Source organism: Aeromicrobium sp., assembly GCF_050700635.1.
Lineage (GTDB): Bacteria > Actinomycetota > Actinomycetes > Propionibacteriales > Nocardioidaceae > Aeromicrobium.
Map to the genome: position 1 here is coordinate 1 of NZ_JBOHDT010000154.1, position 12,189 is coordinate 12,189.

A 12,189-nucleotide genomic window follows, 5' to 3' on the forward strand; every position below is an offset into this window, starting at 1 on the left:
GGCGCAGGCCGCGCGCCCGACGGCCGGCACCCGCAAGGCCGATGCGCTGAGCACCGCCTGCACCGCGCTGGCCGAGCACGGGTACGAGCCACGCATCGAGTCCGGTGCCGCCACCCTCACGAACTGCCCGTTCCACGCCCTCGCGGAGTCCCACACCGACCTCGTGTGCCGGATGAACCTGGCCCTCGTCGAGGGGCTCGTCGACGAGATCGGCCCGGGCAACGTCGAGGCGCATCTCGACCCGGCCGCTGGACGCTGCTGCGTCACGCTCACGCGATCCAGGTAACCGCCCGCGCGACTGGGATACGCTGCCGCAGTGCATCCGCTCACGCTCCTGGAGGCCACCGGAGGCGACAGCTTCGACTGGGTGGCGTTCGCCTCGATCCCGGTCTTCACCGCCGTCGTCGGGTGGCTGATCAACTGGACCGGGCTGATCATGCTCTTCAGCCCGATCCGGTTCTACGGGTTCCGGGTGCCCGGCCTGAAGGAGCTCGCGACGCTGGTGCCGCGCAAGATCCAGGAAGTGCCCGGGATCATGGAGGGTCGCATCGGCTGGCAGGGCATCGTCCCGGCCCGCGCCGCGAAGATGGGGTCGATCGCCTCCGACAAGGCCATCTCGAAGCTCGGAACGGCGGCGGAGTTCTACCAGCAGCTCGAGCCCGACCAGATCGCCGAGCACATGGTCCTGTTGTTCGAGCCGCAGATCCCGGAGGTCGTCGACGGGGTCATGCAGCGCGAGCAGCCCGAGCTGTGGGACACGCTGTCACCGCGGATCAAGGAAGCCGTCTACGACCGGGTCAAGAGCCAGCTGCCCAAGATCGTCACGGGCATCACCACCGAGATCGGCGTCCACATCGACCAGCTGCTCGATCCGAAGCTGATGGTCATCGACCACTTCGAGAAGAACCCGGAGCTCGTCGTCCGAATCTTCCGCGACATCGGCAAGAGGGAGCTGCGGCTGATGGTGAACGTCGGCTTCGTCTTCGGCTTCCTGCTCGGCATCCCGGTCGCCCTCATCGACGTCACGCTGCATCAGTGGTGGCTCCTGCCGATCCTCGGCGTGATCGTCGGCTGGACCACGAACCTGCTCGGCATGAAGCTGATCTTCGAGCCCGTCGAGCCCACCACGTGGGGCCCGGTCAAGATGCATGGCCTGTTCCTGCGCCGGCAACCCGAGGTGGCCGAGGTCTACGCGGGCATCATCGCCGACGACGTCGTCACCCTGGAGAACATCGGCAACACGCTGATGGACGGCCCCCGCGGCGATCGCACCCGGCAGATGCTGGCGGCGGCGATGCGTCCGGCGATCGACCGGGCCGCGGGTCCGGCCAAGGCGGCCGCGCGGGTCGCCGTCGGCTCCCGCCAGTTCGACTCGATCCGCGAATCGTTCGCCTCCGAGGCGGTCGACCGGACGATCTCCCCGTTCCGCGATCCCGCCTTCTCGAAGCGCCAGAGCGACAAGATCCGCACCCTGTTCGCCCGGCGCACGAAAGAGCTGCCCTACAAGGACTTCGTCGAGATGCTGCGCTCGGCGATCAAGGAGGATGAGTGGATGCTCTACGCGCACGGGGCGATCATGGGTCTGGCCGGCGGCTTCCTCCACCTCGCGATCTTCGGGGTCTCCGGTGGCTGAGCACGACGGTCCTTCGATCGACGACAGCGGGGACGACGCCGACGAGCTGCTGGGCGTGCTGCGCTTCGCGGCCTCAGCGACCCTGCGCACGGCCGAGTTCGGCATCCAGACCTACGTGCAGACCGGTCGCCGACTCATCGTCGCCCTGACGCCGGAGCCGGCCCGTGGCCTGGCCCAGGACGTCGAGCGGGCGGCCCGTTCGCTCGCGGAGAGCACCGGCGTGGCCCGCCGCTTCGACGAGGTGACGTCGTCGAATGAGCTCCTGCGTGTCGCCACCGGCGCGGTCCGCAGCCTCGTCGCCGGCTCGCACCCGAACAACCGGCAGCTCAGCCTGCCCACCCTGAAGGAGAGCGGAGCGGACCTGATGCGTCGCTCCCGCGACGTCTGGAACGACGAGGAGGCTCACCCCGCCTACGGACGGATCCTGAGCGAGCTGGCTCCCGACGAGGGGCGAGTCCTGATGCTGCTGCTGAGCAAGGGGCCGCAGCCCAGCGTCGACGTCCGCACGGGCGGGCCGGTCGGCATGCTCAGCTCGCGCCTGATCGCGCCCGGGCTGACCATGATCGGCTCGCGCGCCGGCTTGCGCTACTCCGACCAGGTTCCCGCCTACCTCAACAACCTGTTCCGTCTCGGTCTGGTCTGGTTCTCCCGGGAGACGTTGCGCGACGTGCACCAGTACCAGGTCGTCGAGGCGCAGCCCGACGTGCTGGAGGCCATGCACTCCGTGCGCTACGCCAAGATCGTGCGGCGGTCGATCCACCTGACCCCGTTCGGCGAGGACTTCTGCCGGGCCTGCCTGGTGCTCGACGCCGTCGACGTCGCCAACCTCCCCAAGCACGCCCAGCCGGCCGTGGACGACACGGTGGCACCGCCAACCCTGGGCGACGCCTGACGCCACTGATCCCTTGACGCCAGCCCCCTCACGGTCGTATATTCAACGCATGATGAATAACGCCATCGAGGTGAGAGCCCTCCGGGTGAGACGAGGCGGCAACCTCGTCATCCCCAAGCTCGACGTCACGATTCCGAGCGGCTCGGTCACCGGACTCCTGGGTCCGAGCGGCTGCGGCAAGACGACGCTCATCCGGTGCATGGCCGGCATCCAGATCACCGAGAGCGGGCACGTCACGGTTCTCGGCGGACCTGCCGGCTCGGCGGTCAACCGGGCCCGCGTCGCCTACGTCACCCAGTCCAGCTCGGTGTACCCCGACCTGACCGTCCGGCAGAACCTCGACTACTTCGCCGCCCTGTGCGGCGGCAGCGACGCGGACGTCGTAAGGGCCCTCGAAGCGGTCGGCCTCACCGACCGCGGCGGCGCGCTCACCGGCGAGCTGTCCGGCGGTCAACGCACCAGGGTGTCGCTGGCCGCCGCGCTGCTCGCCGACCCCGACGTGTACCTGCTCGACGAGCCGACCGTCGGCCTCGACCCGGTGCTCCGCCGCGACCTGTGGAAGCTGTTCAACGACCTTGCCGCCGATGGTCGCACGCTGCTCGTCTCCAGCCACGTCATGGACGAGGCCGGCCGCTGCGACCGGGTGCTGCTGATGCGCGACGGCGAGCTGATCGCCGACGAGACGCCGGACGGTCTGCGCCGGGATGCCGAGACGGACGACCTCGAACAGGCCTTCCTCGTGCTCGCAGAAAGGACTGCGGCATGACCACCACGACGACCCCCCACACCCACCAGGCCCGACGCAGCGTCGGCATCGGCCGAACCCTGGCCTGCGCCCGCCGCGTGCTGGAGCAGCTCAGCCACGACCACCGCAGCGTCGCCCTGATCGTGCTGATGCCCTCGGTGCTGCTGCTGGTGTTCCGCTACGTCTACGACAGCACACCGATGATCTTCGACCGGATCGGTCCGCAGATGCTCGGGCTGTTCCCGTTCATCATCATGTTCCTCGTGACGTCGGTGACGATGGTCCGCGAGCGCACGTCCGGCACCCTCGAACGTCTGCTGACCACTCCCCTGCGCCGTGGCGAGCTGATCGGCGGCTACGCACTCGGGTTCGGTGTCGCCGCCCTCGTGCAGTCGCTGGTCAGCTCGGCGGTCGCGATCTGGCTGCTCGGCCTCGACGTCCAGATCCCGTGGGCGATCGGCCTGTTCGCCATCGTCGACGCCGTGCTGGGCACCGCGCTCGGACTGATGATGTCCGCGTTCGCCACCAACGAGTTCCAGGCCGTCCAGTTCATGCCGCTCATCGTGTTGCCGCAGGTCCTGCTATGCGGCCTGCTGCTGCCGCGCGACCAGATGCCGCGCGTGCTGGAGCTCATCTCCGACGTCCTCCCACTCAGCTACGCCACCGACGCCTTCACCGAGCTCAACAACACTGACACGTTCAACGGCACGATGACCCGCGACCTCATTGTGCTGGTCGGGTTCGTCGTCGTGTCCATCGCGCTCGCCTCGCTGACTCTTCGCCGCCGGATGCCGTGAGTCAGCGACGCCAGCGCGGACGTCCGGCCGGCGGATCGACCGGCGACACCCGCGCCGCCATCCTCGACGCGGCCCGCTCGCAGTTCGCCAGCCAGGGTTACACCGGCGCGTCCCTGCGGTCGATCGCCCGAGAGGCCGGCGTCGACGCGAGTCTCATCAGCCACTACTTCGGTGACAAGTCGCAGCTTCTCGTGGCCACGATGGAGCTCCCGGTCAACCCGATCGAGAAAATCACCGGCGTCGTCGCGGGCGGGGTCGACGGCATGGGTGAGCGGCTGCTCCGCACCTTCCTCACGGCGTGGGACCCGCACCGCGACGCGTTCAGCGCCTTGGTCCGAACCCAGCTCGCCAGCGCCGATGCCCAGGTGCCGATGGTCCAGCTCATGCGTGACGTGGTGACGCACAAGGTCGCCGACGTACTCGAGGGCGACGAGCGCAAGCTGCGTGCCGCACTCGTGGCGTCCCAGCTCATCGGCATGGCTCTCGCGCGTTACGTCGTGCTGCTCGACCCGCTGCCCGACACCAGCGTCGACGACGTGGTGGGTCGCTACGCACCGTCGCTTCAGCGACTCATGGACGGCTGACCGGCGCATACTGAGGCATGGCGGACTGTTGCGAGCCGAACGGCTACGACTCGGTGTTCGACAGCCGGTTCGCACGCCGGCTCTCCAGGCGCTATCGCCGACGCGGACTCAGCCGTCCCTCACGAGCGATCGTCTCGTTCCTGGCCGAGCAGGGAGTCGAGGGTGCGACCGTCCTCGAGATCGGTGGCGGGATCGGCGACATCCACGTCGAGCTGCTCCGGCGCGGGGCAAGTCGAGCGACCAATCTGGAGATCTCGACCAGCTACGAGGACGAAGCGGCGTCATTGCTGGAGTCCGCCGGCCTCCGAGACCGCGTCGACCGCAGGTTCCTGGACGTGGCGCAGGAGCCCGAGGCGGTGGAGCAGGCAGACATCGTCGTCCTGCACCGGGTGGTCTGCTGCTACCCGGACCACGCAAGGCTGCTCGGAGCCGCGGCAAGCAAGGCGGGACGAGTGCTGGTGTTCAGCCATCCGCCGCGCAACGTCGTGTCGAGGGCCGCGCTGTGGCTGGATAACCAAGGGAGGAAGTGGAGAGGAGAGACGTTCCGGAGCTTTGCCCACCCGCCGGCGGAGATGATGGCCGTGCTGGCGCGAGCAGGAATGCGCGACACGTATCGGTGGCGTGGGTTCGGCTGGCGCGTGGTCGGCCTCGAAGCGTCAGATCGCGGAGGCGAGTGAGCCGATCACCGCGAACAGGGCCACGACAGCGGAGATCGGCACGAGCCAGAGTGCCGCGATGGCGAGGGTGACCGTGGTGCCGATCCTGGGCGGCACGAAGTACCGGGCACGGGGAAGGTCGCCGACTTCGTCGATCCAGCGACCGGTCATGCTCACTCCGCTCCACACACCGCGCAGGCGGGACATGACGCGCCACCCTCCCGCACCCGCGAACTGGGTCAGGGCGGTGCGGGTCTCGTCGACCTTGCCGCTGAGGCTCACGGCGATGCCGAGCTCGGTGGCCAGCGCGCTCGGTTCCTCGACCGCCCGGAGAATGCGCTGACGACGCACCCCGAACACGAGCGAGACCGCCGCCATCAGCAGCCCCAAGACAAGGCCGATCACGCGCCCGGCACCCTCGGCGTTCAGTGCGAGCAGCAGCGTCGCCACGATGAACGGGATGGGAGCGATGAGCACCAGGAGCGTCGGGATGCGCAGCACCCGCAAGCCGAGCACGATGACGGCGGTCGCGTGCTGGGCGACCTCACCGGTCTGACCGTCCACGCGCGACGCCATGTCCTCGATGCCCCGGTTGGCCCGCGCACCCCACGACGGCCTGCGTCTCTGCATGCGTCGAGTCTAGGTGCGCGGGTCCAGCCGTCAGGGTCAGGCGACCAGTGCGCCGCGGTGCGACGGCTCTGGTGTCTCCGCCCTGGCGATCCGGCGGCCCAAGATGCCGAAGGCGAACATCGCCGGCAGCGCGGCGCTGCCCAACGAGGTGACCATGAGGATCCCGACCGCCATCGGGATCATCAGCGCCAGCAGCACGGCCGGGATGACCGGCCGGAACCGCTTGACGAGCAGGGTGACGCCGAGAACGGTCGAGCCGAGGAGGGTCACGAGCAGCCCGGGAACGGACACGAACCAGCCGGCCGTGAACAAGGTGGCTTCGATGCCATCACCGTTGTAGTCCCCGGTCCATTGCGTCCAATAGTCGAGGAATACCCCGGCACAGGCCACGACGTATCCCGCGAGCGCGACTCGCCACACCCACTTCTCGAACCCGCCCGGCTGGCGGCGCTGGTACACGACGAACGCGGCCAGGGTGAACGCGACGAAGACGGGGAACCAGATCTTGCCGTACGTGATGTAGACGATGTCGGGGTTCGCCCAGGTGAGCAGTGGGCTCAGCACGTCCGCGGCCGGCTCGGCCCAGGCTGCCACGAGCGGGAGCTCCAGGTCCTCCTTGCCGTCGGCGGTCGCGAACCGCGACAGGGCATGTAGCTGCCCCACCACGAGTCCGACCCAGGCCATCACCCAGGCGAACCGTCCGATCGTCTGCTGTCGTGCGTCCATGAGTTCTCCTCCATGCTCGAATGTTGACCTCGAGCGTCGTCCGTCCGGACACCTCGAGTCGTCAACCCTGGAGTCGGACCTCGTCTCCACCCGCAGGTTGACGCACAAGGCCCGTCAGCGGCCGTACGCTCGAGGCGTGGACGAGGATGGCCCCGTCGGGTGGCGCGATGCCTGGCTGCCGGCGCTCTTGCTGACGCTCGGTGCTGCCGAGCTGGCCTCGCTCGGGAGCCGTGGGTGGACTGCATCCGTGGCACTCGAGGCGGTTGCGGCACTGCTGTTGGTGTTCCGCCGGCGTTACGCCCTCGTGGTCGCCCCGGCCGCGGCCGTCGCGCTCGTGGCCATTCCGCTGACCGGCACCGAGATGAACGACGCGGCCGCGCCGATCCTCTTCTACATCCTGGGAATCTTCAGCCTTGGACGACGCATCGGCGACCTGCGTGGCGTGGCTGCCCTGATCGTCGTTCTCGTCCTGGTCTTCGTCACCTCGACCCTCGTGGACACGCGCGAGCAGGACTGGACCGATGTCGTCTTCGTTCTCTCCTTGGCCGTGCCTCCGTACGTGTTCGGCCGGATCGTCCGGCGTCTCGATGAGCAGGGCCGGACGCTCGCCGCGCAGCAGGAGATGATCGCGCGGCAGGCCGTCACCGAGGAGCGTGCTCGCATCTCACGTGAGCTGCACGACGTGATCGCCCACTCGATCAGCGTCATGGTCGTGCAGACCGCCGCCGCACAGGACCTCGTTCGCAGCGACCCGGACAAGGCGTCCGAGCTCCTCGCCTCGGTCGCCGAAGCGGGTAGAGAGGCGTTAGCGGAGACCGGTCGCCTGCTTCACCTCGTCCGCGACGAGTCGGACGAGCTCGGGCTGCGGCCGGCACCCGGCTTCGCCGACGTCCCGACTCTTGTCGAGTCGTTCCGTGCCGGCGGTCTCCAGGTCGAGGCTGACCTCGACCTCCCGACCGAGCCGGCGCCCGGCGGCGTGGACGTCTCCGCCTACCGAGTCGTCCAGGAGGCGCTGACCAACGCCCTCAAGTACGGGAAGGGCCACGTGCAGCTCGTCATCGACACCGACGACGACCACCTGCGGATCTCGTGCACGAACCCGGTCGGGACGACGACCGGCTACGGTGCCGGCCTGGGCCTGCTCGGCATGGCCGAGCGGATCGACCTGCTCGGAGGCACGCTGGAGCGCGGGACGGGACAGAACGGGAAGTTCGTGGTCGAAGCGAGGATCCCACTGGCTCGGGAGCACCCCTCGTGACCACCGTCGTGGTCGCCGACGACCAGGAGCTGGTTCGTTCCGGACTCCAGCTCGTGCTCGAGGCTCGGGGCTGCGAGGTGGTCGGGACGGCAGGCGACGGACGGGAGGCGGTCGACGTCGTGCGGCGGACCACGCCCGACGTCGTCCTGATGGACATCCGGATGCCGGTGCTCGACGGAATCGCGGCCACCCGCGAGCTGGTGGCCGCGGAGGTGCCGAGCAAGGTGCTCGTGCTCACCACCTACGACCTGGATCGGTACGTCTACGAGGCGCTCGAAGCCGGGGCGGTCGGATTCCTGCTGAAGGCCACGCCACCGGACCGGCTGGTCGAGGGGATCCGGACCGTCTGCGCGGGCGAGTCGCTGCTCGCGCCGAACTTGACCCGACGGTTGATCGAGGAGTACCTCCGGCATCCGCCGCCGTCCGACGATCCACCCCAGCGGCTGGGTGAGCTGACCGAACGCGAGCGTCAGGTGCTCGTGTTGATGGCGCACGGACTGTCCAACGACGACATCGCTGCCGAGCTGGTGGTCGCCCAGGCCACGGTGAAGACGCACGTGAACCGGGTGCTGGCCAAGCTCGGCGTGACCACCCGGGTACAGGCCGTCGTGACCGCGTACGAGTGCGGCCTGGTCCGTCCGGGCGGGTGATCGCCGAGACGCTCGGGCCTCCCGGCTAGCCTGCAGCCGTGGCGATCGTCCTGGCTCTGCTCTCGGCCATGGCGTATGGCGTCTCGGACTTCCTCGGCGGCATCTTCTCCAAGCGCGCGAGTCCATGGCAGGTTGCCGTGGTGGCGCAGATGTCGTCGACGGCGTCAAACGTGCTGATCGCCCTGGTCTTCGGCGGTTCACCGACCGCGAGCGACTGGATGTGGGGCGCCTTCGCCGGCCTGGGCGGCGGCTTCGGCGCCGTGTTCCTCTACCGCGGGCTCGCCGGCGCCCGCATGGGTGTGGTCGCGCCGCTGTCAGCAGTCGGCTCGGCGTTGGTACCGGTGGCTGTCGGTCTGGTGACCGGCGACCGGCCGAGCCAGCTGGCCGTCATCGGCATCATCTGCGCCTTCCCGGCCATGTACCTCATCTCGCTGGTCGTCGACGAGGACCCGAGCCATCGCGGCGGCGTCATCGACGGGATCCTCGCCGGGCTCGGCTTCGGTGCGCTGTTCGCCTGCATCGGCCAGATGAGCGGCGACGCGGGGCTGATGCCCCTAGCGCTCGCGCAGGCGTTCGCCGTCCTCGCGGTGATCATGACGGCGGTGGTGCTGCGCCAGGACTTCGTCCCGCGCGGACGAGCACCGTGGCGGGCCCTGTGGATGGGGCCGCTGGGGGCGACCGCGACGGGCGCCTTCCTCTACGCCACCCAGTACGGACTCCTGTCCGTCGTCTCCGTGATCGCCGCGCTCTACCCGGCCGGCACCGTCGCGCTGGCCACCGTCATCCTGCGGGAGAAGATCCACGCATGGCAGGGCGTGGGACTGGCTTTCGCAGTCGCTTCCGTCACCCTCGTCGCCCTGGGCTGAGCTCCTACTTCAGGAACTTGCTGGTGCTGCGGTCCTTGAGGGGCTTGCCCCCGGTCTGACATGTCGGGCAGTACTGCAACGACGAGTCGGCGAAGACGACCTCGGCCACGGTGTCGCCGCACACCGGGCAGGCCTCGCCCGCGCGGCCGTGCACGCGCATGCGGCTGCGCTTGTCGTCCTTGAGCTCTGCGGCCGGCTTGCCGTGCGCCTCGGCCAGGGCCTCCCCCAGCACCTCACGCATCGCCGCTTCCAAACGTGTGACCTGCTCGTCGTGGAGGTCGGTCGCGATGGCGAACGGCGACAGCTTGGCCGCGTGCAGGATCTCGTCGCTGTACGCGTTGCCGATGCCCGCGACGACCTTCTGGTCGCGCAGGAGGCGCTTGACCTGCATGCGTCGCCCGTCCAGCAGCGGAGCCAGCTCGAAGCCGTCGGCGAGCGGATCGGGACCGAGTGCGGCGATGCCCGGGACGTCCTGCGGGTCGCGGACCGCGTAGACGGCCAGGCCCTTGCGGGTGCCTGCCTCGGTGAGGTCGAACCCGACGTGCGGGCCGTCACCTGCGTCGAGCCGCACCCGCACGGCGAGTGGCCCGTTGCCGAGCTTCAGACGCTTGTCGGAGAGGTGGTCGGACCACCGCAGCCATCCCGCTTTGGCCAGGTGGATGACGAGGTGCAGTCCGTCGACATCGAGGTCGACGAACTTGCCATGCCGCTCGACGCCGGTGACCTCCAGCCCGGCGAAAGCGCTGACCGGCGGATCGAACGTCTTGAGCACCGAGATCGACGCCAGCTCGATCTCGGCGACGACCGCACCGACAGCTCGACCGTTGAGGTCGGCCACCAGCGCGTCCACCTCGGGCATCTCGGGCACGGGCCAAGCCTAGAACGGCTAGGCGTCGTGACGCGTGTAGAACTCCTGCATGTTCGGCCAGGTGGTCCTGCGCGCGGCGCGACCGGTCAGCACGCCCAGGTGACCACCGGGAGCCGTGACCAGGTCGGCGTCGGGCGAGCCGGTGACGAGGTCGAGCAGGTGGGTGACGGCCGGCATCGGGGCCAGGGTGTCGTTCATACCGGCGACGACGAGGACGGGCTTGTCGATCGTGGCGAGCTCGACCGCGCGCCCGCCGAGCTGCATCGTGCCGGTCGCGAACTCGTTGCTGCGCATGACCACGTGGTACAGCTGCCCGAACGTGCGGCCCGGGTAGGCGTACATGTTGCCCATGAACCGGTCGACCGCCTCGAGCTGGGCGAGGAAGTCGCGGTCGTCGGCATTCATCAGCATCGCGATCGGCTTGGTGAGGTACTTGTCGATGGCCGACAGCTGGAAGCCGAGGCGGGTGAGCGGCGCCGGGATGCCGCCGGCGAGCCGGTAGGTGCTGTGGACGATGCGCACGCCGGCCCGGTTGAGCGGCCGCGCGATGGCCAGGATCGGCACCGCGTGGAGGTCGAACGGGCTCGCGACCGCCGTGGCCGACGCGATGGGCAGCTCTGGGTGCGCAGCCGTGGTGAACATCGTGAAGATGCCACCGAGGCTCCAGCCGGCCAGGTGCACGTCTGTCCCGGCGTCCTTCGTGACGGTTTCGACCGCCCACGGCAGCACCGTGTCGGTCCAGTGCTCGATGCCGAGGCCGCGGTGCCCGAAGTTCACCGGCCCGTAGTCGACGAGGTACACAGGCCGACCCTGCTCGATGAAGTACTCGACGACGCTGCAGCCGCGTCGCAGGTCGAATGCGAGAGCGGGCGCGGCGAGCGGCGGCACCAGGAGCAGCGGCTTGCCATGCTGCTCGACGCCCGGAACGGAGTCGTAGCGGTAGAGCGCCGCGTGTTCCGTGCGCTCCACCAACGCTCGGGGAGTCAGACGAAGATCGGCGATGGGCTCGCGGCGAACCTTGTCGCGCACGTTCGTCGCCGCGGCGCCGAGGTCGTGCGGGATGCGCAGGGTCGGTAGGGCCACGGGCCGAGTGTGGCAGCCCATCAGGTGAAGGTCAGAGAACGGGTCAGCGCACTCGCTGTGGCTGGCGTCGACGATTCCGGTTCCGGTTGCGGTTCTTGCCCGCGTTCCGGCTGTTCGACGAGGGGCGAACCGGGACCACGCTTGCCTCCTGGCCGCTGTCGGCGAGTGCCTCGACGGTGAGGGGTCGTGGCGCCCGACGGGCGTCGTGACGTCGCGCGGCCACACCGGCCTTGCTCTGCATGCGCAGCACGTCGTCGAGAGCGGCGGGCGTCGTCATGGTGACGACGGCGCCGGACTCGCCGGCTCGCGCCGTGCGACCCGACCGGTGGGTGAAGGCCTTCGGTTCGGCAGGAGCGTCGTAGTGCACGACGAGGCCGATGCCGTCGATGTGGATGCCGCGGGCGGCGACGTCGGTGGCCACGATGACGGACGCGGCGCCGGAGCGGAACCGCTTGAGGTTGCGTTCGCGCTGACCCTGCGAAAGGTCGCCGTGCAGGTCGACGGCCACGACCTCGCCGGTGCTGAGCTGGCGGGCCAGCCGCTGGGCGCCGCGCCGGGTGCGCGTGAAGATGATGGACCGCGGGTTGGCGGTCACGAGGTCACGAGCCACCGAGAGACGCTCGGTCTGCTCGGAGACCAGCAGGTGGTGCTCCGTGGTGTCGGAGAGCTGGTCGACGGGATCGACCTCGTGGCGGCGGTGCTGGGGCAGGTGTCGGCGGACGAGCTTGTCGACCGGGCCGTCGAGGGTGGCCGACAGCAGCAGGCGCTGGCCGTCGGACGGCGTCGCGGCAAGCAGGCGGT

General features: G+C 69.5%; 14 protein-coding genes and 1 pseudogene. 10 read left to right on the plus strand and 5 right to left on the minus strand.

What is annotated here, in order from left to right:
* From ACRDPN_RS11730 to ACRDPN_RS11760, 7 genes and pseudogenes are all read left to right on the plus strand, one after another.
* Positions 1-286, plus strand: a pseudogene (locus tag ACRDPN_RS11730) (transcriptional regulator); the annotation flags it as partial.
* Between the two features lie 30 nt (positions 287-316).
* Positions 317-1,633 (plus strand): hypothetical protein, encoded by a 1,317-nt coding sequence (locus ACRDPN_RS11735; RefSeq protein ID WP_431447931.1) that lies wholly within the window; start codon positions 317-319, stop codon positions 1,631-1,633.
* Entirely contained in the window at positions 1,626-2,525 is a 900-nt protein-coding gene (locus tag ACRDPN_RS11740; protein ID WP_431447934.1) for an Abi-alpha family protein, read from the plus strand. Before ACRDPN_RS11735 ends, ACRDPN_RS11740 begins: the two co-directional genes overlap by 8 nt.
* A 49-nt stretch (positions 2,526-2,574) precedes the next feature.
* The gene (locus ACRDPN_RS11745) at positions 2,575-3,291 is read left to right on the plus strand and encodes an ABC transporter ATP-binding protein (protein ID WP_431447937.1); all 717 of its coding nucleotides are present in this window, start codon (positions 2,575-2,577) and stop codon (positions 3,289-3,291) included.
* Positions 3,288-4,067: an ABC transporter permease gene (locus ACRDPN_RS11750; RefSeq protein WP_431447940.1), complete on the plus strand. Its 780-nt coding sequence runs from the start codon at positions 3,288-3,290 to the stop codon at positions 4,065-4,067. Before ACRDPN_RS11745 ends, ACRDPN_RS11750 begins: the two co-directional genes overlap by 4 nt.
* Entirely contained in the window at positions 4,064-4,651 is a 588-nt protein-coding gene (locus ACRDPN_RS11755; RefSeq protein WP_431447943.1) for a TetR family transcriptional regulator, read from the plus strand. The genes ACRDPN_RS11750 and ACRDPN_RS11755 overlap by 4 nt, the downstream gene beginning before the upstream one ends.
* A 17-nt stretch (positions 4,652-4,668) precedes the next feature.
* Positions 4,669-5,328: a class I SAM-dependent methyltransferase gene (locus ACRDPN_RS11760; RefSeq protein ID WP_431447946.1), complete on the plus strand. Its 660-nt coding sequence runs from the start codon at positions 4,669-4,671 to the stop codon at positions 5,326-5,328.
* Here the strand turns inward: ACRDPN_RS11760 and ACRDPN_RS11765 are convergent.
* Together ACRDPN_RS11765 and ACRDPN_RS11770 are read right to left on the minus strand one after the other, a co-directional pair.
* Positions 5,308-5,937, minus strand: a complete 630-nt coding sequence (locus ACRDPN_RS11765) for a hypothetical protein (RefSeq protein WP_431447949.1) — start codon at positions 5,935-5,937, stop codon at positions 5,308-5,310. The two genes, ACRDPN_RS11760 and ACRDPN_RS11765, sit on opposite strands and share 21 nt — an antisense overlap.
* Before the next feature lie 36 nt (positions 5,938-5,973).
* Positions 5,974-6,663: a hypothetical protein gene (locus tag ACRDPN_RS11770; protein ID WP_431447952.1), complete on the minus strand. Its 690-nt coding sequence runs from the start codon at positions 6,661-6,663 to the stop codon at positions 5,974-5,976.
* A 136-nt stretch (positions 6,664-6,799) separates the two neighbouring features.
* On the opposite strand from ACRDPN_RS11770, the gene ACRDPN_RS11775 reads away from it, so the two are divergent.
* From ACRDPN_RS11775 to ACRDPN_RS11785, 3 genes are read left to right on the plus strand one after another with little or no spacing between them, the layout of a single operon-like run.
* A complete protein-coding gene (locus ACRDPN_RS11775) occupies positions 6,800-7,921 on the plus strand; it encodes a sensor histidine kinase (RefSeq protein ID WP_431447955.1) in 1,122 nt (373 codons plus the stop codon).
* Positions 7,918-8,571: a response regulator gene (locus ACRDPN_RS11780; RefSeq protein WP_431447958.1), complete on the plus strand. Its 654-nt coding sequence runs from the start codon at positions 7,918-7,920 to the stop codon at positions 8,569-8,571. The genes ACRDPN_RS11775 and ACRDPN_RS11780 overlap by 4 nt, the downstream gene beginning before the upstream one ends.
* 38 nt (positions 8,572-8,609) lie before the next feature.
* Complete coding sequence (locus ACRDPN_RS11785; protein ID WP_431447960.1) at positions 8,610-9,437, plus strand: EamA family transporter; 828 nt, start codon at positions 8,610-8,612, stop codon at positions 9,435-9,437.
* A gap of 4 nt (positions 9,438-9,441) precedes the next feature.
* On the opposite strand, the gene ACRDPN_RS11790 is transcribed toward ACRDPN_RS11785, so the two are convergent.
* From ACRDPN_RS11790 to ACRDPN_RS11800, 3 genes are all read right to left on the minus strand, one after another.
* Positions 9,442-10,296 carry an Fpg/Nei family DNA glycosylase gene (locus ACRDPN_RS11790; RefSeq protein ID WP_431447969.1) on the minus strand — a complete coding sequence of 285 codons (855 nt, stop codon included), beginning with the start codon at positions 10,294-10,296 and terminating at the stop codon, positions 9,442-9,444.
* A 27-nt stretch (positions 10,297-10,323) separates the two neighbouring features.
* Positions 10,324-11,388 carry an alpha/beta hydrolase gene (locus ACRDPN_RS11795; protein WP_431447963.1) on the minus strand — a complete coding sequence of 355 codons (1,065 nt, stop codon included), beginning with the start codon at positions 11,386-11,388 and terminating at the stop codon, positions 10,324-10,326.
* 43 nt (positions 11,389-11,431) lie between these two features.
* Positions 11,432-12,189 (minus strand): helicase-related protein (locus ACRDPN_RS11800; RefSeq protein ID WP_431447966.1); only part of this gene is annotated, 758 nt, incomplete at its 5' end.

What these genes read in the sequence shown, in the direction of transcription:
- ACRDPN_RS11790 (WP_431447969.1), bottom strand. Translation starts at nt 10,296, where the DNA reads ATGCCCGAGGTGGACGCGCTGGTGGCCGACCTCAACGGTCGAGCTGTC.
- ACRDPN_RS11750 (WP_431447940.1), top strand. Translation starts at nt 3,288, where the DNA reads ATGACCACCACGACGACCCCCCACACCCACCAGGCCCGACGCAGCGTC.
- ACRDPN_RS11760 (WP_431447946.1), top strand. Translation starts at nt 4,669, where the DNA reads ATGGCGGACTGTTGCGAGCCGAACGGCTACGACTCGGTGTTCGACAGC.
- ACRDPN_RS11765 (WP_431447949.1), bottom strand. Translation starts at nt 5,937, where the DNA reads ATGCAGAGACGCAGGCCGTCGTGGGGTGCGCGGGCCAACCGGGGCATC.
- ACRDPN_RS11745 (WP_431447937.1), top strand. Translation starts at nt 2,575, where the DNA reads ATGATGAATAACGCCATCGAGGTGAGAGCCCTCCGGGTGAGACGAGGC.
- ACRDPN_RS11770 (WP_431447952.1), bottom strand. Translation starts at nt 6,663, where the DNA reads ATGGACGCACGACAGCAGACGATCGGACGGTTCGCCTGGGTGATGGCC.